General features: G+C 59.9%; 22 protein-coding genes. 8 read left to right on the forward strand and 14 right to left on the reverse strand.

The genetic code is table 11. The features are described from left to right. From VF285_RS03270 to VF285_RS03295, 6 genes are all read right to left on the reverse strand, one after another. A complete protein-coding gene (locus VF285_RS03270) occupies nt 1-1047 on the reverse strand; it encodes an ABC transporter permease (protein WP_346951216.1) in 1047 nt (348 codons plus the stop codon). A gap of 25 nt (nt 1048-1072) precedes the next feature. Further along, nucleotides 1073-2665: an ABC transporter ATP-binding protein gene (locus tag VF285_RS03275; protein WP_346951190.1), complete on the reverse strand. Its 1593-nt coding sequence runs from the start codon at nt 2663-2665 to the stop codon at nt 1073-1075. Nucleotides 2666-2742: 77 nt separating this feature from the next. Then, on the reverse strand, nt 2743-3378 hold the full coding sequence (leuE, locus tag VF285_RS03280; RefSeq protein ID WP_346951191.1) for a leucine efflux protein LeuE: 636 nt from the start codon (nt 3376-3378) through the stop codon (nt 2743-2745). Nucleotides 3379-3457: 79 nt separating this feature from the next. Next, nucleotides 3458-5032 (reverse strand): alkyl hydroperoxide reductase subunit F, encoded by a 1575-nt coding sequence (ahpF, locus tag VF285_RS03285; protein ID WP_346951192.1) that lies wholly within the window; start codon nt 5030-5032, stop codon nt 3458-3460. Nucleotides 5033-5207: 175 nt separating this feature from the next. After that, nucleotides 5208-5771, reverse strand: coding sequence for an alkyl hydroperoxide reductase subunit C (ahpC, locus tag VF285_RS03290; protein WP_346951193.1), 564 nt, complete (start codon nt 5769-5771; stop codon nt 5208-5210). 167 nt (nt 5772-5938) lie between these two features. After that, nucleotides 5939-6844, reverse strand: a complete 906-nt coding sequence (locus VF285_RS03295; protein WP_346951194.1) for a helix-turn-helix domain-containing protein — start codon at nt 6842-6844, stop codon at nt 5939-5941. 154 nt (nt 6845-6998) lie between these two features. Between VF285_RS03295 and VF285_RS03300 the strand changes: the two genes are divergently transcribed. The 4 genes from VF285_RS03300 to VF285_RS03315 are packed head-to-tail and all read left to right on the forward strand — an operon-like array spanning nt 6999 to nt 10624. Continuing rightward, nucleotides 6999-7361 (forward strand): protocatechuate 3,4-dioxygenase, encoded by a 363-nt coding sequence (locus VF285_RS03300; RefSeq protein WP_346951195.1) that lies wholly within the window; start codon nt 6999-7001, stop codon nt 7359-7361. Between the two features lie 2 nt (nt 7362-7363). Then, nucleotides 7364-8203: a class III extradiol dioxygenase family protein gene (locus tag VF285_RS03305; RefSeq protein ID WP_346951196.1), complete on the forward strand. Its 840-nt coding sequence runs from the start codon at nt 7364-7366 to the stop codon at nt 8201-8203. Nucleotides 8204-8260: 57 nt separating this feature from the next. Beyond that, entirely contained in the window at nt 8261-9433 is a 1173-nt protein-coding gene (pobA, locus tag VF285_RS03310) for a 4-hydroxybenzoate 3-monooxygenase (RefSeq protein ID WP_346951197.1), read from the forward strand. A gap of 24 nt (nt 9434-9457) precedes the next feature. Then, nucleotides 9458-10624: an ABC transporter substrate-binding protein gene (locus VF285_RS03315; protein WP_346951198.1), complete on the forward strand. Its 1167-nt coding sequence runs from the start codon at nt 9458-9460 to the stop codon at nt 10622-10624. 53 nt (nt 10625-10677) lie between these two features. On the opposite strand, the gene VF285_RS03320 is transcribed toward VF285_RS03315, so the two are convergent. The 4 genes from VF285_RS03320 to VF285_RS03335 form a co-directional block, all read right to left on the reverse strand. Continuing rightward, nucleotides 10678-10893: a prenyltransferase gene (locus tag VF285_RS03320; protein WP_346951199.1), complete on the reverse strand. Its 216-nt coding sequence runs from the start codon at nt 10891-10893 to the stop codon at nt 10678-10680. A 506-nt stretch (nt 10894-11399) separates the two neighbouring features. After that, on the reverse strand, nt 11400-11615 hold the full coding sequence (locus VF285_RS03325; protein ID WP_346951200.1) for a hypothetical protein: 216 nt from the start codon (nt 11613-11615) through the stop codon (nt 11400-11402). A gap of 73 nt (nt 11616-11688) precedes the next feature. Then, nucleotides 11689-12012: a BON domain-containing protein gene (locus VF285_RS03330; RefSeq protein WP_346951201.1), complete on the reverse strand. Its 324-nt coding sequence runs from the start codon at nt 12010-12012 to the stop codon at nt 11689-11691. Between the two features lie 53 nt (nt 12013-12065). Continuing rightward, nucleotides 12066-12227, reverse strand: coding sequence for a DUF1328 domain-containing protein (locus tag VF285_RS03335; RefSeq protein ID WP_346951202.1), 162 nt, complete (start codon nt 12225-12227; stop codon nt 12066-12068). A 283-nt stretch (nt 12228-12510) separates the two neighbouring features. Here VF285_RS03335 and VF285_RS03340 point away from each other — a divergent pair, with 283 nt between their 5' ends. Further along, nucleotides 12511-12954 carry a CHRD domain-containing protein gene (locus VF285_RS03340; protein ID WP_346951203.1) on the forward strand — a complete coding sequence of 148 codons (444 nt, stop codon included), beginning with the start codon at nt 12511-12513 and terminating at the stop codon, nt 12952-12954. A gap of 57 nt (nt 12955-13011) precedes the next feature. On the opposite strand, the gene VF285_RS03345 is transcribed toward VF285_RS03340, so the two are convergent. Then, a complete protein-coding gene (locus VF285_RS03345; RefSeq protein ID WP_346951204.1) occupies nt 13012-14361 on the reverse strand; it encodes an MFS transporter in 1350 nt (449 codons plus the stop codon). A 228-nt stretch (nt 14362-14589) separates the two neighbouring features. Here VF285_RS03345 and VF285_RS03350 point away from each other — a divergent pair, with 228 nt between their 5' ends. Genes VF285_RS03350 through VF285_RS03360 form a run of 3 tightly spaced genes read left to right on the forward strand, consistent with a single transcriptional unit; the run spans nt 14590 to nt 17465 of the window. Beyond that, on the forward strand, nt 14590-16320 hold the full coding sequence (locus VF285_RS03350) for an ATP-binding protein (protein ID WP_346951205.1): 1731 nt from the start codon (nt 14590-14592) through the stop codon (nt 16318-16320). Then, entirely contained in the window at nt 16317-16916 is a 600-nt protein-coding gene (locus VF285_RS03355) for a response regulator transcription factor (protein WP_346951206.1), read from the forward strand. Before VF285_RS03350 ends, VF285_RS03355 begins: the two co-directional genes overlap by 4 nt. Before the next feature lie 39 nt (nt 16917-16955). After that, nucleotides 16956-17465: a nucleoside 2-deoxyribosyltransferase gene (locus VF285_RS03360; RefSeq protein WP_346951207.1), complete on the forward strand. Its 510-nt coding sequence runs from the start codon at nt 16956-16958 to the stop codon at nt 17463-17465. Between the two features lie 87 nt (nt 17466-17552). On the opposite strand, the gene VF285_RS03365 is transcribed toward VF285_RS03360, so the two are convergent. Genes VF285_RS03365 through VF285_RS03375 form a run of 3 tightly spaced genes read right to left on the reverse strand, consistent with a single transcriptional unit; the run spans nt 17553 to nt 21420 of the window. Beyond that, on the reverse strand, nt 17553-18125 hold the full coding sequence (locus VF285_RS03365) for a nucleotidyltransferase family protein (protein ID WP_346951208.1): 573 nt from the start codon (nt 18123-18125) through the stop codon (nt 17553-17555). A gap of 19 nt (nt 18126-18144) precedes the next feature. Then, a complete protein-coding gene (locus VF285_RS03370) occupies nt 18145-19158 on the reverse strand; it encodes an XdhC family protein (protein WP_346951209.1) in 1014 nt (337 codons plus the stop codon). Nucleotides 19159-19191: 33 nt separating this feature from the next. Continuing rightward, the gene (locus VF285_RS03375) at nt 19192-21420 is read right to left on the reverse strand and encodes a xanthine dehydrogenase family protein molybdopterin-binding subunit (protein ID WP_346951210.1); all 2229 of its coding nucleotides are present in this window, start codon (nt 21418-21420) and stop codon (nt 19192-19194) included. Nucleotide 21421: the final 1 nt, after the last annotated feature.

The raw sequence follows: 21421 nt of genomic DNA on the forward strand, positions 1-21421 counted from the left end.
TCAGCCCTCCGCAGCCGCGCCCATCGGCGCATGACGCACAAACCGCACCCGATAACGGATCAGCACGTCGGTGGCCAGCACCAGGAACAGCAACAAGCCCTGGAACACACCGGCCACTGCGCTAGGCAGATGCAGTGAAATCTGAACCTGATCACCCCCCACATAGAGCAACCCCACCAGCAGGCTGGCCAGCAACACGCCGACCGGCTCCAGTTGCCCAAGAAACGCCACGATGATGGCCGTGAAGCCATATCCCGGGGAAATGACGGGCTGCAGCTTGCCGATGGTCCCCGCCACTTCGAACAGCCCCGCCAACCCCGAAAGGGCCCCCCCCAGCAGCATGGTGACCCAGACCATGCGCGCGCGGCTATACCCAGCGTAGTTGGCCGCCTGTTCGGAAAAACCCGACACCCTGACCTGGAAACCGAAAAACATTCGATGCATGAGCAGCCATGCCAGGGGGACCACCAAGATGCTGGCTACCGTGGCCACGTTGAGCATCGTGCCCTGAACGATGGGCGTGAGGGTGGCGGGCGCATCGAACAGGACTGTCTGGGGAAAGTTATACCCATGAGGATCACGCCAGGGCCCGTGCACGAGATACTGCAGCAAATGCTGGGCCACATACACCAACAACAGGCTGGTGAGGATTTCGTTGGTGTTCAGACGCGTCTTGAGGAACGCCGGGATGGCCGCCCAGAGCGCACCACCCACGGCGCCCGCCAAGGTCATCAAAGGCAGCAGCCACCAGCCGCCATGGCCATAAAACAGCAAGGCCACGCCACCCCCACAGATGGCACCCACCGTGAACTGCCCCTCTGCACCGATATTCCATACCCCGGCGCGAAACCCGACTGCCAGCCCCATGCTGATCAAAAGCAGTGGCGCCACCTTGAGCAGCCAGGTACTGACGCCATACAGGCTGTTGATGGGGCTGATGAAAAATTCATACAAGGATTCGAGCGGATCACGTCCCAGCGCGGCGAACAGCACCGCCCCGAAGATCACCGTGAGCACCCCCGCCAGCAACGGCGAGGCCACCTGCATGAGGCGGGAGCGTTGAAGACGGGGTTCAAGCGAGATGCGCACGATTTTCCTTGGTGGTCACAGTGCCTGCTGCACCGGGCAGCCCGGCCATCCAGCGGCCAATTGCGTCACGGTCGGCTTCAGGCACCGCCACGATTTCCGACAACTGCCCTTCATACAGCACGGCGATCCGGTCGCAGATCTCGAACAGCTCGTGGAGATCTTCGGACACGAGCAGGATGCCGGTCTGGCCCGCCGCAGCCAGATCCATCAAGGCCTGACGGATGGCCGTGCTGGCACCCACGTCCACTCCCCAAGTCGGATTGGCCGCAATCAGAATTTTAGGAGTCTGGAGGATTTCGCGCCCCATCACGAATTTCTGCAGATTGCCGCCCGACAGGTTACGCGCCTCGGCGTCGATGCTGCTGGCCACCACGTGAAAATCGGTACAGATGTCACCCGCCATTTTTCGTACCGCGCCACCGAGAACGAACCCACGCCGCACCAAGCCCTTCTGGTAAGCGGTCAGGCAGGTGTTGTCGGACAGGGACATTTCGGGCACCGCCCCGCGCCCAAGGCGCTCGGCAGGCGCAAACCCCAGACCTCGTGCCCGGCGCCCTGCCGAGCCCAGATGGCCGATCGCCTGACCATCGAGGCGAAGCATGTCGGAGGACAAGCCCCCGCGTTCGCCTGACAAGGCCGCCAGGAGCTCTTGCTGCCCATTGCCGGCCACCCCCGCAATACCGACGATCTCGCCGTAGTTCACCGTCAGATTCAGATGCTCGAGCGTGGTGCCGAAAGGATCTGCCGAACGACAGCTCAGGTCGTTGATCTGCAAACAGGGGCGGCTGTGATCGGGCGCTGACTGGCGGCCCTTCAAGGTGGGTGGTTCGCTCCCCATCATCATGCGCGCCAGCCCATGGGCGCTTTCGGTACGCGGGTCGCAGCGGCCCACCAGCCGCGCCGTGCGCAGCACGGTGGCAGCCGTACATAGCGCGCGCACCTCTTCAAGCTTGTGGCTGATGTACAGAATGCTGCGGCCGTCCCGGGTGAATTGCGTCAAGGTCTCGAACAGCAGATCGACCTCGCCCGGGGTCAGAACCGAAGTGGGCTCGTCCATGATCAGCAACTGCGGCCCCTGCAGCAGGCAGCGGACAATCTCGACCCGCTGACGCTCGCCGACAGACAGACTATGCACGTGCTGGTTCGGCTGCACGGCCAGATGATATTCGTGCGAAATGGCCGCGATGCGCTCGGAGAGCTGCCGCAGACTACCCGTGTGCTGCAGACTGAGCGCAATGTTTTGCGCCACCGTCAGGGTCTCGAACAGCGAAAAATGCTGGAAGACCATCCCGATTCCGAGCCGCTGAGCTTCTGACGGGCTGGTGACACTGACCGGCTTGCCCTGCCAGTGGACAGTTCCTGCGTCGGGCCGGATGACCCCGTAGATGCACTTGACGAGCGTGCTCTTGCCGGCGCCGTTTTCGCCGAGGAGCGCGTGCCGCTCACCTGGCATGATCTGCAGATCGACGGAATCATTGGCCAAGGTGCCTGGATAGCGCTTGGTGATGCCGCGCAATTCAAGCAACGGCGCCACGGAAGGCGTGGCGTCTACGGCCTGATCCATCGGATGCTGCATGTGCCCTCCCGGGGTGCAAATCCTTCGCAGTATAAGAGCCGCGCGCCTAGACACACATCAGGACATTCACGGAGTGCTCATTTCTCAAAGACCATCATGCCAGCGAATCCCAGGAAAATCAGGCCCACCAGGCCACTGCCCGTTCGCGCAAGTCCCTGGCGCTTCCGAAAGAACGCCGCCAGCCGCGCTCCCCCGAAAATGAGCACTGAAAGATACAGGATGCTGAAAGTCTGCAGAATTGCCGCCAGGATGAAGAACGATACGGCGGGATACGCGTAGTGCGGGTCTACGAACTGCACAAAGAACGACAGCAGGAACAAGATGGCTTTGGGATTGAGCAGGCTCAGCAGCAGGGCCTTGCGAAATCGGCTGTCGGTGCCCACGCTGACCACATGCGATTGGGCCGGGCCCGGACGCCACGCCGAGCGCAGCAGATTGATCCCCAGATAGCACAGATACAGCGCACCCACCGTCTTGAGCGCCAGATACAGCACCGGCAGCAAACGCAAGACGGAAGCCGCGCCCGCGGCCGTGAGCGTCATCAGGACGGAGTCACCCAGAAAGACCCCAAGGGCCGCCTTATACCCCTCCCGGACCCCGCGACTTGCGCCGGTGGCCAGCACAAACAGCGAGTTGGGTCCCGGCAGCAGAATGATGAACACCACGCCAGCCACGTAGGTCCAGAGATTCAGTACGCCGTAATGCGCAAACATGGGGCCATCCCGCAACCGAGAAAGGCCCCATTTTAGGTTCTTTTGGCTCGATGCCGGGACTGCGATCCCGGCATCGTGCTCAGGCTGCCACCGCCTCGGGGCTTTCGACCGAACTGCGGATCAGATGGTCGAAAGCAGACAGCGCAGCCTTGGCACCCTCGCCCGCAGCGATGATGATCTGCTTGTACGGCACCGTGGTCGCATCCCCGGCCGCGAACACCCCCGGGATCGAGGTCTGGCCGCGGGCGTCGACGACGATTTCACCATGCTTGCTCAGCTCTACTACCCCCTTGAGCCACTCGGTGTTGGGCACCAGGCCAATCTGGATGAAGACCCCTTCGAGTTCGACGCCGTGCGATTCACCTGTCTTGCGGTCGATGTAATCCAGGCCTGCCACCCGCTTGCCATCGCCCCGAATCTCGGTGGTCTGTGCCGACGTCAGAACGCTGACGTTGGCCAGACTGTGCAGCTTGCGCTGCAGCACGTCATCGGCCCGCAAGCTGTCGCCGAATTCCAGCAGGGTGACATGACCGACCAGGCCGGCCAGGTCGATGGCGGCTTCGACACCCGAATTGCCTCCACCCACCACCGCCACGCGCTTGCCCTTGAAAAGCGGGCCATCGCAGTGGGGGCAGTACGCCACGCCGCGATTGCGGTATTCGTCTTCGCCCGGCACATTGATATGGCGCCAGCGCGCCCCGGTAGAAAGAACGACGGTACGCGCCTTCAGGGAAGCACCGCTGGCCAGTTCCACGGCAATGGACTTGCCGGGTACCAGGCGTGTCGCCCGCTGCAGGTTCATGACCTCGACTTCGTAGGCCTTGACGTGCTGCTCCAGCGCGACGCCGAATTTGGGGCCTTCGGTCTCAAGCACCGAGATATAGTTTTCGATCGCCATGGTGTCGAGCACCTGGCCACCAAAGCGCTCGGCCACCACGCCTGTGCGGATCCCCTTGCGAGCGGCATAGACGGCGGCGGCGGCGCCGGCAGGGCCACCGCCCACCACCAATACGTCGAACTCGTCGCGGGCATTGAGCGCGTCCACCTTGGCCTGATCATCGCCCACATCCAGCTTCGCCAGCAGTTCCTCGACCCCGGCACGTCCCTGGTGGAACAGTTCACCATTGAGGAACACCGCCGGCACGGAGAGAATCTCGCGGCGCGCAACCTCGTCCTGAAACAGGGCGCCGTCGATGGCCACGTGCTGAATGTGCGGGTTGAGGACCGCCATGGCATTGAGCGCCTGCACGACATCAGGGCAATTCTGGCAAGACAGGGAAAAATAGGTTTCGAAGCGATAATCGCCCGAAATGCTGCGAATCTGCTCAACCACAGCCTCGTCGACTTTGGGTGGGTGTCCGCCCACCTGCAACAGCGCGAGCACCAGCGAAGTGAACTCATGCCCCAGCGGAATACCGGCAAAACGCACGGCAATGTCCGTCCCGGGTCGTGCAATCGCAAACGAAGGCTTGCGTGCATCGCTGGCGGAATCGCCTACCACGGTCAGCTTGTCGGAGAGACTTGCGATCTCGTCGAGCAGCGCGCGCAGTTTCTGGGACTGGGCACCACTGTCCAGGCAGGCTCGCAGCTCGACGGGTTGCGTGACCCGCTCGAGATAGGTACCCAGTTGACCTTTCAAAGTTGCATCCAGCATCGTTTCACCTCTATCAAAAGACAGCACCACCCCATGCACTCGTGCCATCTGTCAGTGCGTTGTTCGTGTCCAGGGGAAGCATGCCACCCGCCTCAAGGCTGGATGGCGGGGCTGCCATCGGAGATCGGTCGCAGCCCGCTCGGTGCAGCCAGCAGCCGCACCGGATATCAAGCGATCAGATCTTGCCGACCAGGGCCAGGGACGGGGTCAGCGTTTCGGCGCCTTCGTTCCACTTGGCCGGGCAGACTTCGCCCGGGTGGGCTGCAATGTACTGAGCCGCCTTGACCTTGCGCAGCAGTTCGGACGCATCGCGGCCGATACCGTTGTCATGGATTTCGAGGACCTTGATTTCGCCCGCAGGATTGACCACGAAGGTACCGCGCAGCGCCAGGCCTTCTTCTTCGATCAGCACGTCGAAGTTGCGCGACAGCAGGTGCGTGGGGTCGCCCACCATCGGGTAATTCACCTTTTTGATGGCGTCGGACGTGTCGTGCCAGGCCTTGTGCGCGAAGTGCGTGTCAGTGGACACCGTGTAGACTTCGACGCCCAGTTTCTGGAATTCGGCGTAGTGATCGGCCAGGTCTTCGAGTTCGGTCGGGCACACGAATGTGAAGTCGGCGGGGTAGAACACGAACACGGCCCACTTGCCGGCGACCGTCTGTTCGGTCACATCGACAAACTTGCCATTGTGGTAAGCCGTGGCTTTGAAGGGCTTGATCGTGGTGTTGATCAGGGACATTGAAGCTCCTTTTTTTGAGTGTGATGCGTGGCGAAACTGCCAACGGAATCCAGTGTAGGGGCCCCATGAAAATAAGTAAAATTGATTGTCTCAATTCAACTAATTGATTATATCTATTGCGTTGAAAAGCAAGGCAAAGCCTGTCACCGACAGGTGCGGCCAAGTCTTCAGGCCGTGCGCTGGCGGCGAAACACCTGGGGGGTGTCTTTTTCGTGGCGCACGAAGAACCGGGTGAAGTACGCCGGGTCTTCGAAACCCAGGCCATAACCCACCTCGGCCACCGTCTTGTCGGTATAGAGGAGGTCCCGTCTGGCTTCGATGAACAGGCGCCGGTGGATCACCTGTTGGGGTGACAGACCGAGTTCCTGCACACAGGCCCGGCGCAGGCTGCGTTCGGCCATGGCCAGGACCGACGCATACCGAGCCACCGACCAGTGCTCCCGGAAATGGCTCTCGACCAGGCGCCGGAAGTCACGGCATACGGCGCGGATGCTGCGCGCCTGGGGATCGTCTTCGGGCTGCACACTGAAGTGCCGCAATCGGGCAAGTTCGGCAAACAGCAAAGTGACGTTACCGGCAATGGCTGTGATGCGGCCGACTCGCTCGTGGACGTACTCATCGACCGTCGAAGCAAACAAGTCGTGCAAGCGCGTGAGGCTGCGGGCATGCAGCGCGCCCGTGATGGCGAGCAAATGCCCCAGCGAGGTCTCGATGGCGGGATCTTCGGACAGCTTGAGGATGTCGGCCACGAAGCTCTCGGCCAGCGTCAGGACCAGGCCCTCTGCACCGGGCACCCACTGGAACCCGTGCACCATCGTGGGGGGAATACTGAGCAGCACGGGCGAATGCAGGGCCAGAGTACGGTCATCCAGCACCACCGTGCCATGGCCATCGGCCACCCAGATCATCTGATGCAGGTCATGGTGCCGATGTGGCCGGATATTCCAACCATAGAGCTGATTACGGGCGTAGAGCGACTCCAGATGCAAAAAGCGCAGCTCGGCGGCGGCATCGATCTGTCCATAAAGTGCGTAGAGCGGAATGGTGGTGCCAGGGCGGGCTTCGGTTTCCATGAATAGCATGTCCGAAAAGTGCAATCAATAGTCCTTTTTAACCCTTTCTGATTCTGGCTGCACCCCCGATCATGGAGCATTAGAGGTTCCAAATCCATAAAAAATCAGGCTATTTCGCGCACATGATATGCAAATGGCTTGTCAGGAGTCAGACATGGAAGCACCCCAATTAGATCCGAAAAATCCGATCCCAGGTATCCGCATTTTCAACCTGGAAGAATCGCATCGCGGCTACCGCATCAACCGCATGTGCAATTCACTCACCAGCGAAGCCAACCGCCAGGCCTACCGCACAGACGAAAAGTCCTACCTGGACCAATACGGCCTGACCAAGTCGGAAAAGGCGCTGGTCCTGGCGCGGGACTGGGCCGGCCTGAACGAGGCGGGCGGCAATATCTATTTTCTGCTCAAGCTGGGTTTCGTCACTGGCAACGGCCTCTACCGCATGGGCGCGCAGATGCGCGGCCAGAGTTTTGACGAATTTCTTGCCTCGCGTAACGCGAAGGGAGCCCGCTGACCATGGCCAAGATCATTGCCGGTATCGGCACCTCTCATGTTCCGTCCATCGGGGGTGCCTATGATCGCAAGGCTCAGAACGAGCCCGCCTGGAAACCACTTTTCGACGCTTACATCCCCGTACGCGAGTGGCTCACCGCACTCAAGCCGGACGTCGTGATCATGGTCTACAACGATCACGGGGCCGACTTTTTCTTCAACAAATACCCAACCTTTGCGCTGGGGTGCGCCGACCACTACGCCATTGCCGACGAAGGCATGGGGGTACGACCCCTGCCGCGCATCCAGGGCGATTTCGAGTTCTCCAGACACCTGGCCGAAGAGCTCGTCTATCACGAGTTTGACCTGACGATGTGCCAGGAGATGGCGGTGGAACACGGGTTCCTGGTGCCCATGCACCTGTGCTTCGATCCCGAACCAGACCGCTGGCCGGTGGCGGCCGTGCCCCTGGCAGTCAACGTGCTGCTGCACCCCCTGCCAACGGCTCGGCGCTGCTACCGCCTTGGGCAGGCCATCCGCAAGGCCGTGGAATCCGATCCGCGCGACCTGAGAGTGATCATCATCGGGACCGGCGGCATGTCGCACCAGCTGCAGGGCCCCAATTTCGGCAAGATGGATTCACGCTTCGACCAGGACTTCCTGGAACGCATCGAACACGACCCCATCAGCCTGACCCAAATGACGCACCAGCAGCTCATGGAGCAGGCAGGCGCCGAAGGCATCGAGCTCATCATGTGGCTCATCATGCGTGGCGCCCTGTCCGAAGCGCCGCGACGCGTCCACAAGCACTACTACGCCCCCATGACGACCGGCATGGGGCTGATCACCTTCGAAGAGCCTTGAACAAGGGCTCACGCGGCACCCGACATAAGACACAGCACACACAGGAGACTCCATACCATGCAATCCGAACGCACCCAGGTGGTGATCATCGGCGCCGGGCCCGCAGGCCTGGTCCTGGGCCAATTGCTGCAAAAACACGGTATCGCCAACATCATTCTTGAACGACGCGACCCCGATTACGTGCTGGGCCGCATCCGCGCCGGCGTACTGGAAACCCCCACCGTACAGGCGCTCAAAGAAGCCGGCGTGGGCGACAGGCCCGAGCAGGTGGGTTTGCACATGAATGGCTTCAATCTGCGCTGGGGCGAGGAGCGCTGCCACATCAACTTCAACAGCATCGGAAAGCATGCCCTGGTCTACGGACAGACCCGAGTGACGCGCGACCTGATGGAGGCCCGCACAGCCTCGGGCGGAACCACTCACTACGAGGCCGAAGACGTACAACCCCACGACTTCGACTCGGACGCCCCCTGGGTCACCTACAAGAGCAAGGATGGCCAGACACACCGCGTAGACTGCGATTTCATCGCAGGATGCGATGGGTTCCATGGTATTTCCAGGGCCTCCATCCCCGCTCACAAGAAGACGGAATACGAGACTTCATTTCCATTTGGCTGGTTGGGCATCCTGGCGGATGTGACGCCCGTCTCGGAAGAAGTGTCCTGGATCAACCACGCAGAAGGGTTCCTGATGTGCAGCCTGCGCTCACGCACGCGCAGCCGCTATTACCTTCAGGTCCCCAAAGACGAAGACATCCGTGAATGGAGCCCGGACCGATTCTGGACAGAATACGAGCGCCGCCTGCCCCGTGACCTGGCCGCCAAGCTGCAGACCGGCCCCGCGCTCGAGATGAGCATTACCCCGCTGCACAGCTACGTGTGCACACCCATGCGCTTCGGACGCCTGTTCCTGGTCGGAGACGCCGCACACATCGTGCCGCCCACGGGGGCCAAGGGCCTGAATCTGGCCGTCGGAGACGCACAGGAACTGGCCCACATCCTGCGCGATTACTACCAAGGCGCTCCCGAAGCCATTACTCAGTACTCGGACCTCGCTCTGGCTCGCATCTGGAAGGCCGTGCGCTTTTCATGGTGGATGACCAATCTCACGCATCGGCTGACCGGCAACCCGTTCGAACGGCAGATCCAGCTCGCCGAACTGGAATACACCCGCGGTTCCAAGGCTGCACAGACAGCCATCGCAGAAAACTTCTGTGGCTTGGACCACTGAAGACACCCCTCAAGGAGGAGACACATGAGAATCCCGACACCACTCGTCGCTGCATGCCTGAGCCTTGTGCTCGCAGGAACCGCCTCGGCGGCCCAGGATCTGAAAATCGGCATGATCCTGCCCATGACAGGGCCCTTTGCGGGCCATGGTCAAGAGCTCGAAAACGGCGCCAAACTGTACATGCAGCAACACGGCGACACCGTCGCCGGGCGCAAGATCCGACTCATCATCAAGGACGACACCGGCATTGCACCCGCCATCAGCAAGCGGCAGGCTCAGACCCTGCTGATCCAGGACAAAGTGGACATTCTGGCGGGCTTCGGCATGACCCCTTCAGCGTTCGCGGTGGCGCCCTTGGCTTCCGAGACCAAGACGGCCATGGTCGTCATGAATGCGGCCACGTCGTCCATCACTACGCAGTCACCCTACATCATCCGCACGTCCATGACGCTGCCACAGGTCACGGCGCCCATTGCGGCATGGGCCGCCAAGAACGGCATCCGTACCGTCTACAGCATTACTGCCGACTATGGCCCCGGACACGACGCAGAAACTCAATTCATCAAAACCTTCACTGCAGCAGGCGGCAAGATGATCGGGTCCGTGCGCACACCAACGCAAAATCCGGACTTTGCTCCGTTTCTGCAAAAGGCCAAGGACCTGCACCCCGACGCCGTATTCCTCTTCGTGCCGGCTGGTGAACAAGGTGTCGCCGCCGTGAAAGCCTATAAGGAACGCGGGCTGGACAAGGCGGGAATCAAGCTCATTGCCACTGGGGACATCGACAGCGAAGACGTCATCGGAGCCATCGGCGATGCGGCGCTGGGACTCATCACGTCCTTCCATTACTCCGACGCGCACGACTCGCCGGAAAACCATCAGTTCGTGACCGCCTATGCCAAGTCCTATCCGGGTCAGCGCCCGAACTTCTGGTCCGTGGGCGGCTACGACGGCATGCACGTCATCTATGAAGCGCTGAAGAAGACAGGTGGCAACGCTAACGGTGACGCCCTATTGGAAGCATCCAAAGGAATGAAATGGATGAGTCCACGAGGCCCTGTCGAAATCGATCCGCAGACACGCGACATCATCCAGAATGTCTACATTCGCCGCGTCGAGAAAATCGATGGCGTCCTGAAGAACGTGGAGTTCGACAAGATCGAAGCGGTCAAGGATCCCGGAAAGGCCTGATCAGGATGCGGGTCAGCCCCTTGGGTTGACCCGCTCAGGCATCACACCAAAGATTACTTGCTGCCCACGTTGCCGATGATGCCGCCAACGGCCGCACCACCCAGCGTACCCAATGTACTGCCGCCGGTGAGGACAGCTCCACCCACAGCACCCACGCCCGCGCCAATGGCGGTATTGCGCCCTTGGCGCGACATGCCGCTACAGGCGCTCAGGCTCAGCAGCGCCGCCGCAATGACGGCACCCCCTGCAATTTTCCTGATGGTACTCATTTTGAAACCCCTTTTGTCGTATTGCCGCCGCGTCACCGTGGCGTCAGCCAGAGGTTTGAATGTAACACCGCCCACCTATATCGCCGCCCTCGAATACACAAAGACATACGATTGCTCGGAAATTCGTCATATCTGCCCCAAGGAAAGAGATTTCCGAAACATGTTGCAAAACAATCGACAGAAAAACAAACCACACATCAAAAAGCCGCAGCGAACCGCACACAAGAGCAGATTCCAACCCCCGCCAGGCCACGGGTACGACCACCGATCCGGAGCCAGTGCTGGAATCGACCTTGCTCAGAGAGGCCTCAGGTCAATCAACGTATATTGATAATTGCAATCAAGCCATCATTACATTGATATGCAAGAAGCCCCACTCTGCCGATCACGGGAAAATGCCACTATTCAGCACGAACTCCAATAGCATGGCTCTTGCGGAATAAAAAAGGCCCCTCGAAAGAGGAGCCAAAAGCTCTGCTGCTCAAAACGGAGATTTCAAGCCCAGCTTATTTGCTGCCCTCATGCCCGATGATCCCACCGACAGCCGCGCCCCCCAGGGTCCCGATCGTGCTGCCACCGGTGAGTATCGCACCACCAGCCGCCCCAACACCTGCTCCAATGGCTGTGTTACGGCCTTGGCGTGACATCCCGCTGCATGCGCTCAATCCTACCAGCGCGATTATCACGACAGCCCCACTGGCCAATTTCTTGAATGTGCGCATAACAATACCCCCAATAAGAAAGTTGAATGGATTTCCATGGCGTGTGTTCAGCCATGAAAAACACGCGCCAAAATTACGGCGTCACTACCAGGTTGTTGTGGACATCCTTCACCCCTTCCACCGTGCGCGCAATCTCGCCGGCACGAATACGTTCTTTGTCCGTCTTTGCAAAGCCTGACAACTGAACGATCCCCCCTTGGATGGTTTTGACGCTGATGCCAGCAGCATCCGCCGCCCCTAATTCATCCGCTATCTTCGCCTTGACCTTGGTCGTGACCACCGAGCCATCTATGTACTGCCCCACCGATTCCTGGTGATTGGCCACGGAGCAACCCGCAAGCGTCAGCGTTCCTAAGCCGATCACAACTGCAAAAGCCATTTTTTGAACGGTCTGCATCAATTTTCTCCTTTCAGGTTCATGCCACGCAATCTCAGCACGTCATTTTCTCGTCAGTGGCGCCCTCGGCCAAATATCAGCGAGATCACGAACAGCACGATAAACACCACAAACAGAATCTTGGCAATCCCCGCAGCCAATCCGGCAATACCGAAAAAGCCAAGAAATCCGGCAATGAGTGCAATGATCAAAAACACAACGGCGTAGTGCAACATAGGCCCTCCATCATCATTTTCTTTTGTGACGGTCTTTTTTCACCTTAACACCAGCCATTGCCATTTCTGCCATCCAACCTGTAACAAAAATCAAAATACCCTGCCGTCACGAGCCGCTACCGAACGATGCCTTATTCATATCGGTCGGTATGCTGATTGTCAAACCAACTCACAACTGGAGAAAAAACCGGCCGTCTGACCAATACCCACGTATCGTCGTTTGCGCAATAATGAGTCAATCGGGGGCGTTCGCGTTGATGACCCCTGAACACAGGAGCTTCTCATGAACATGCGTCTGATCCATTCAAAATCTTCCCTGTCCATTCTCGCCAGTGGCGCGCTGATTGCAGGGTTGAGCCTGAGCTGTGGCGTTGCACAAGCCGCCCAGAGCAAGGTCATGCTCAGTGGCGCCCACGAAGTCCCGGCCGTCACGACCTCGGCCAAGGGTGAAGGCACCATCACCGTCAACAAGGACATGTCGGTCAGTGGCAGCGTCACCACCTCGGGCATCGATGCCACCATGGCGCATATTCACGAAGCAGCCGCCGGCAAAAACGGCCCTGTGATCATCCCGCTGGAAAAGAAAGGCAGCCACGAATGGGTGGTGCCGGCCCACGCCAAGCTCACGGACGCACAATACAAGGCCTACAAAGAAGGGGACCTGTACGTGAACGTGCATAGCGAGGCACACAAGGCCGGGGAAATCCGCGCACAGATCAAACCGTAAATGCACGTCGGAATTTGATCGGGCCCACTGCCCTGGCAGGGTGGGCCCGGATGGACTCTAGCGCGCGTAGGCGCTGCTTTCCGGATTGTCGATCGTCGAGTGTTGACGGTTGTCGTGCATGGCACGTACTGCCAGAAGCCCCAGCACGGCCACCACCACCATATACAAGGGGAACACATCGCCAATGCCCTTGTTCTTCATGAACAAGGCCACGTACTCTGCAGACCCGCCAAACAGCGAGTTGCCAATGGCGTACGTGAAACCCACACCCAGACCGCGCACGTGAGTCGGGAACATCTCGGCCTTCACAATCCCCGAAATCGAGGTGTAGAAGCTCAGGAAGAACATGGCAAGCAGAATGAGCATCCCCACCAGAAAAGGAGACTGTTGCGTGCCGATGGCGGCCAGCAGCGGCACCGGCAGCAGGATCATGGACACCGCGAAAATGGTCATAGAGTTCTTGCGGCCGATTTTGTCCGAGATCATGCCCACCAGCGGCTGCAGCAACATGAACACGAAGAGACAGACCGTCATGATCTCGGCCACCAGTCCCTTGTTCAGGCCGCCTGTATTGATCAGATACTTCTGCATGTAGGTCGTGAAGACGTAGAACGCGAGCGACCCGATGCAGGTAATGCCCAGCACTACCCAGAATGCGCGCGGATACTTGAGCACCTCGCGAAACTTGCCGGAACCTGCGTGCGTGCGGTCTCGTGCCGAAGTGGTCTCGTCCAGCCCGGCGCGCAGCCACAGCGATACAAGGGCCGCCACCGCGCCAACCACGAACGGCAGGCGCCACCACCCTGCGGCAATCTGCTCGCTGCCCCAGACGTGCGTCATGATCACGGCCAGAAGGCTGGCCAGGAGCTGTCCGCCAATCAGCGTCACGTACTGAAAGGACGAGAAAAATCCGCGCTGCCCGCGCCGGGCAATTTCCGACATATAGGTTGCGGTGGAACCGTACTCGCCCCCCACCGAGATCCCCTGGATGCAGCGCATGAGGATCAGCAAGGCCGGCGCCCAGGCACCGACGGTATCGGTCGTGGGCAACACGGCGACCCCCAGGGACCCCAGGCCCATCATCAGGATGGACACGACCATCGCACGTTTACGGCCATACCGGTCCGACATGCGCCCAAACACATATCCACCCACCGGCCGCATCAGGAAACCAATGAAAAACACGCCGGCCGCCTGCATGAAGGCCACGGTCTGACTCACGCCGGAAAAGAACGCGTGAGCAAAATACACGCTGAAGAAGGCGTAAGTGTAGAAATCGAACCATTCGACCAAATTGCCACTGGAAGCGGCAAAGATGGCCTTCACGATCTGCCCCGTAGTCAGGGATTCCAGGCGCTGGCGGTCTGGCTGCGCGTCCGTGCTGACGGCTGATGCAGCTGCATTCATAGATCAGGTCTCCTGCGAAATCGCCGCGCGCAGAAAAGCGCACAGTCGTCTCGTCGTGGTTGTGAGTGCCCCGGCGTGGCTGCCGGGCGTAAATGCGGCAGTCTGACCGAATCGAAGGCACGGCACATCCGGAGAACCCACGGGCTCAATCTCCGTAAAAATACGTAGATGCTCGGCGGGTCAGCCCAATTCCCTTGATCGTGATATCGTCTTTCCGGAACCATCTTCATGAAGACAACCTGGCCCCAAAGACTGCGTATCTTTCGCCACTGGCGCTGGGCGCTGGCGATCATCGCATGCCTGCCACTGATTCTGGCAGCAGGCCGATGGTCATGGGATCAGGAAGTGCAGGCTACCGAAGCACGCGTACGCCAGTCTTCGGAAGCCTATGTGCTGGCGCTGCGAGGCATCGTCGAACGCTACAGCGACCTGCCCTACGTGGCCGACCAGCAGCCGGAAGTCAAGGCGCTGCTGCTCACTCCAACTGCGCAACGCGCAAGCGCCGTCAATCATTACCTCGGGGACCTGCAACGGCGCACCGGTGCACAGGCCCTCTACGTCACGGACACGCACGGCCTCACCCTGGCCGCCAGCAATTGGAATACGAGCGATAGCTTCATAGACCATTCCTACCACCAGCGGCCCTACATTGAGGCCGCATTACGCGGGCAACGAGGGCTGTTCTACGGCGTGGGACTCACGACCGGCAAGCCCGGCCTGTTCATTGCAGAGCCTGTGCAAGACGATGGCCGCATCATTGGTGTCAGCGTAGTCAAGCTCGCGCTTACGCCCCTTGAGCAGGCATGGTCCGGTGACAGGGATCCCGTGGTTCTGCAGGACCACCGAGGCATCGTATTCCTGAGCTCAGTACCAGCATGGCTCTACCACAGCAGCAAGCCCATCGCACTGGCAGACGTCCAGGAGATGAACGCACAAGGCCAATACGGGGCGAAATCACATTTCAACCGCCTTCCTTGGGTGCTGACGCAGGAAAGCGACGTTCCGGGATTATCGCTGCGTACAAGGCTGGGAGGGCAGCGCAAGGACTTTCTGGCCATGCAAACGGCACTGCCCGAATTAGGCTGGACGCTGACTGTGACCGGCGATCTGAACAAGGCTGAACAAGCCCAGCAAAAAGCCCAGGTCATCACCGCGTTGTTCGCTGCGGTGCTGCTGTTGGCCATTCTCTACTGGCGCCAGCGCAAGCGCAGGCGCGCACTGCAGCAACAGGCTCTACTCGAGCAGGAACAGCGGGAACAGGAGCGGCAGCTGCAAGTCAGCGTGCGTCTGGCCAGCGTGGGCGAAATGGCGTCCACGTTGGCCCACGAACTCAACCAGCCGCTGATGGCCTTGTCCAATTTTGCCGTGGCGGCACGATCCATGATGGAACAGGACCGCACCGAACTTTTGGGTGCCGCGCTGGACGGCATTGTGGAGCAATCCACACGCGCCAGCGAAATCGTGGGCCGCGCGCGCGCCTTCATCAATCCCGCGCGGGCTCAGTATGGCCCTCAGGACATCCACGCCTGCATCGTCCACGTGCTCGACATGCTGCGCGCCGAACTGCAGCGCAACGAAATCCACATCCGCCTGAGGTTCGCGCCGGGCCTCGCTCCTGTACGCGGTGACCGGGTTCTGTTGGAGCAGGTGCTGGTCAACCTGATTCAGAACGCTGTACAGATCATGCAAAGTACGGAACCCGCACAACGGGAAATCACGCTGGCGACGCGGATGACAGACACTCTCGCGGAAATCCTGGTCGCCGATTGCGGCCCCGGCATTCCAAGCGCCAAGGCAGACCAGATCTTCACCCCGTTTTTCACAACCCGCAGCGACGGGCTGGGCTTGGGCTTGAATATTTGCCGTACCATCATCGAAGCGCATGGCGGCCAGCTCACCGCCCGCAACCGCCCCGAGGGCGGCGCTGCATTCATCTTTACCTTGCCGTTCGACACATGATGGAAACACCAATCACGCTCTACGTCGTGGATGACGATGAAGCACTGCGAAAATCATCCCTGATGCTGCTGTTCTCGCAAGGGCTGCCGGTTCAGGCCTTCGGCAGCGGGGAAGCTTTCCTGGCCGGCACCGACCTGCAAAAGCCCGGCTGTGTCATCCTGGATCTACGCATGGAAGGCATGAGCGGCCTCACGGTGTTTGACACCCTGCGCCAGGTCCACAGCCCGCTGGTGACGTTGTTTCTTTCGGGCCACGGCGACATCCCCACCGCGGTGGAAGCCATTCAGCAAGGGGCCTTCGACTGGGTGGTGAAGCCCGATACGCAAGCCCTGCTGCACAAGCTCCCCGCCGCCATCGCTGAAGCGCGTGCCCGCGCGGCGGCACAACAGCTATGGAGCGAACTGACTCCACGCGAGCGCGAAGTGGCGCGGCTGGTGGCATCCGGCCAGCCCAACAAGGAAATCGCCCGACTGGTCGACCCACCTTGCAGCCCGCGTTCGGTCGAGACCCATCGGGCCAGCGTATTTGCCAAGCTGCACATGGCCAATGCCAATGAGCTCGGCCGCTGGCTGGCCGGCAACGCGTGGATGGGCTAGCAGCGCAGAGACCACACCACAACCCAATACACTAAAGCCATGACATTCATCTACCTCGCAGGCCCCGACGTTTTCCGGCCTGACGCCGAAGCCTACGGCGAATCTCTGAAGACCGCCTGCCGGCTGCATGGCTTCGAAGGCCTGTATCCGCTGGACAATGCCGTCCCCGGCGGACTGTCGCAGCAAGACGCTGCAGCGTGGATCTGCCGGGCCAACCTTGGGCTCATCCAACGCGCAGACCTCGTCATGGCCAACCTCAACCCGTTCCGCGGAGCGGAACCGGATTCAGGCACGGTGTTCGAAGTGGGATATGCCATCGCCCTGGGCAAGCCTGTTTGGGGCTATGTGGACGACGCCCGCGCCATCGCACAGCGCGTAGCCCACACCACTCAAGCAGGCGGGCATCTGGTGGATGAACAAGGTCTTCTGGTGGAAGACTTCGGCCTTCCACTGAATCTGATGCTGGCCTGCAGCATTCACGTGGTGCGGGGAGGACCCGGCACTTGCCTCGCCGAACTGTCACGCGCCAACCTTTTTTCCAACCGATAGCGGGCGTAGGGGTTGCCGCCGTACGGTGGGATGACCAATCCACCCGAGAGGGTGCGACCAAGCTGAATCTGGATCTCCCAGGAGGCACTAGGATGGCATATCGCTCTGGAAATCGATGTCGGTGACACAGCCAAAGTCGCTCACATCGATGGCAAGCAAGGCTGTCGCGTGCCTCTGAATCAGGGCTCGCGCGCCGTCTTGCCCCCGCACAAGCAGCAATTCGTCTTTCAAGGCCACACTAAAGCCCACAGGATGACCCGGGCGCCCCTGATAAAAAGGTCTTGCAATCATCGCACCGGATTTCAGCGCACGGCAAACGGCCTGAACCGTTGACGTCTGCACAAAGGGCATATCGCCCAACGCAATCAGCCACCCCGTGGCTGGCGCGGTCGCCCCTACACCACAACGGATCGACCCCGACATGCCTTCGGATTGCTCGACACCCTGCAATAACGGCAAGTCATACGGGAAAATGGCCTGCCTGATAGCCTCCCGGTTCGGACCGGTCACGATCACAACCTCGTCCACACTATCCAGGTAGCACTCGCAGGTCGCGCATATGACACTGCGGCCATTCGGCAGCAGTTCCACCAACTTGAATCGCCTTCCCGACGGGTCGAAGCGCCGCCCTTCTCCTGCTGCCAGGATGAGCGCACTCACGTGTGGGCAATTTGTCGCCTCAGCCAGCATGACTCAGCTTGTCTTTGGCGCCAGTCACGCTGGCTGTTTCTGCCAGGATCACGCCATTTTTCAGTGCAATGATTTCCGCCATAATGCTGACGGCAATTTCCGGAGGCGTCTTGCTCCCTATGTATAGGCCTATCGGGCCGCGTAAGTGGGAAACAGTCTCGGCGGACTGATCGAGATATTCGATCATGCGAGTTCTGCGAGCTTCGTTATTCCGTCGAGAACCGATCGCCCCGACATAGAAGCAATCGGTATTCAAAGCTTCCAGCAGAGCCAGATCATCGAGCTTCGGATCGTGCGTCAAGGCGATCACGCAGGTACGCCGGTCTGGTTTGATCGCCACCACCGCATCGTCGGGCATGCTGGTCAGCAGCGTCGTATTGGGCACAGCCCAGTTCCGCGCATATCCCTCGCGGGGGTCGCACACGATGACTGAAAACCCACTGAACAAAGCCATGGTAGCCAGACATTCGGTCATCTGTCCTGCACCAATGATCAGCATGCGGTATTCCGGCCCGAACGTATTGACAATGGTGTCGGCGTCTTGCGTCAGGGCTGCCGGTATTTGCGCTTCAGCAAGGTGAATATGCCCGTCCCTAAGTCGCACCGTACGCGACATCAGCTTGCCGCCTTCCAGAGCATCAACCAATTGCCCCAGTGCGGAGCCATCCGGATTGTATTCAATGAGAAGCTCTAATGAACCCCCGCAAGGCAGGCCAAATCTGTGGGCCTCATCGGCAGTCACCCCGTACCTGATGAACTCCGGAGCGCGGTCGGGGATCAGCAAGCTACCACCAGGGGTTGCGTTACGGTATATCAGGTCATCTTCAATGCAACCGCCCGACACAGACCCCACGATCCTGCCATCTTCGCACAGGGCCATCACGGAACCGACTGGGCGCGGAGACGACCCCCATGTATGAACCACAGTGACAAACAAGGCGCGCTTATCGTTCAGGCGCCAATCGCGCAAAGCGCGCAACACCACAACGTCAAGATTCTCCATGTCACCTTCGCGCTATGAATCACATCAAATCTCTTATGCTGCGAGTACGGCCTTGACACGCTCAGTGGTGAACGGCACCGTACGGATGTGCTTGCCAGTGGCGTCGAAGATTGCGTTGGCAACGGCGGGGGCGATCACTGCACAGGTCGGCTCTCCCGCGCCCCAGGCGGGCTGGTCGGGTCGGTTGATGAGCACAATCTCGATCTTGGGCACGTCGGGAAACGTGAGGATGGGATAGCTGCCCCAGTCGAGGCTGGTCACGTGCGAACTGTCCCACTTGACCTCCTCAAGCAAGGTACGTGACAGCGTCTGGACGATGTTGCCCTCGACCTGCGCCTTGACGCCATCGGGATTGATCATGAGGCCGCAATCATGTGCCACCACGAAGCGCGTGACGCGCACCTCGCTGGTGGCACGGTTTATCTCGAGTTCGCATATTGCTGCGACATACGTTCGACTATTGTCGTAGAACACGTAAGCAAACCCGCGCCCCTTGAGCATGTCGCCGCCCGTGTCCTTTTGGGGCGACACTCGACTAAGCCAATTTGCCTGCTTGACGCAGGCCTGAATGCACTGCGCGCCGCGATCATCCTTCAGATGGTTGAGCCGGAAGGCAACCGGGTCTACACCCGCCGCCACTGCAAGCTCGTTCATGAAACACTCATTAGCGTAGGTATTCTGAAGGCGACCGGGACCACGCAACCAAGCGGGTCGAAAAGGGGTGGTTTCCAACCGGTGAATCGTGGCGAGCACATTCGGGAAGTCATAGGGAGGCTCGGCATCGTTCTCCATCGAACCTGCGTTCATGGTGTCGGCAGTCTGGTATCCCGCATCCCCATGCTCCAGACTGTCTGCCAGCAACGGCACATCGGCCATCCCGCCAATACGGGCAGGGAGCCAAGTGACGAAATTCCAGGCACGGACATGACCCGTATCGTCCAGCGTTCCTTCCAGATCGGCGACATAGGGCGGGGCCTTTGGGTCCCATCCATGTTCGTCAGCGCGCATCCATTGCACTCGTACCGGTTTGCCCAGTGCCTGCGACAGTAGAACGGCATCAGCCGTGGCGTCCTCATGGCCATTCCGCCCATAACAGCCCGCACCTTCGAGATAGACAATGTGCACTTGCTCGTTTTTGAAGCCGAGCATCTTGGCGATCTGGCGCTGCAACCAGTGCGTGCTTTGTGAGGCCGACCATATCTGCGCAAAATCTTTACTGACGTTTGCAACTGAGCAGGAAGGGCCGATCGAGCCATGCGTCTGTATGGGATATTCGTAAGTGGCTTTCAGCGATTTTGCCGCAGACTTAATGATGCCGGGAGCATCACCCACATTCTTCGCAGTGACGGTTTGTTTGATAGCTGTCTTTTTCACGTCTTCGTAGACCTGCGACATCGCAGGCAGACCAGCCCAATCAGACCATTTGCATTTGACTGCTTGAGAAGCCTTGATCGCGCCCCATTCGGTTTCTGCCACGACGCCAACGAAATTGCCCCTGACCACGGTCGTGATGAAACCAGGCATCTTGCGTGCGGCACTGTCATCCATCGACTCAAGCTTGGCTGCTATTGCCGCCGGACGGATGACGCGCGCATGCAACATCCCGGGCAGCTTGAAGTCCTGCATATAAGTGAACTCGCCAGTGACCTTGCCTGGAATGTCAACGCGTGCAACCGACTTGCCGACAATCTGATAAGCGTCCGGCCGCTTGACCTGCACCGTGTCGTCAAAGGCGACATCCAGCATGTTGTCCTGGGCGAGATCTTGGAACTTGAGGCGTTTTCCACCCCCCACAATCACGCCATTTTCAATTTTGAGTGCGTGTTCCGCCACGCCGATCTTTTTGGCGGCAAGACTCAGGATGGCGCGGCGTGCACACGCGGCTGCTTTACGCATTTGTGCGCCACCAGCCTGTATGCTGAGGCTGCCCCATGTTGGCCCCTGGTCGGGAGTGAGCTGCGTATCGCCCTGGACAATAGTGACGGAATTGAACGGTACATCGAGCTCATCCGCGACGATCTGTGCCAGAGCAGTCTCGATACCGGTGCCCAAGTCGACCTTGCCAGTGTAGGCGGTGACATTCCCGCTGCGATCAATCGCAAGCCAGGCGTCGACCATCTTGAAATTTTTCGGTTTCGCTACGCCTTGGGTGGCGGCCAGCGCTTGCGCAATGGGACCAGCAAAAGCGAAACCTACCGCTAGCCAGCTGCCGGTCTTGAGAAGCTGCCGGCGAGTAAGCGTGACGTTGAGAGGGTTGCCCATA

The sequence above is a fragment of the Castellaniella sp. genome, assembly GCF_036379515.1.
In the GTDB taxonomy this organism is placed as follows: domain Bacteria; phylum Pseudomonadota; class Gammaproteobacteria; order Burkholderiales; family Burkholderiaceae_B; genus Castellaniella.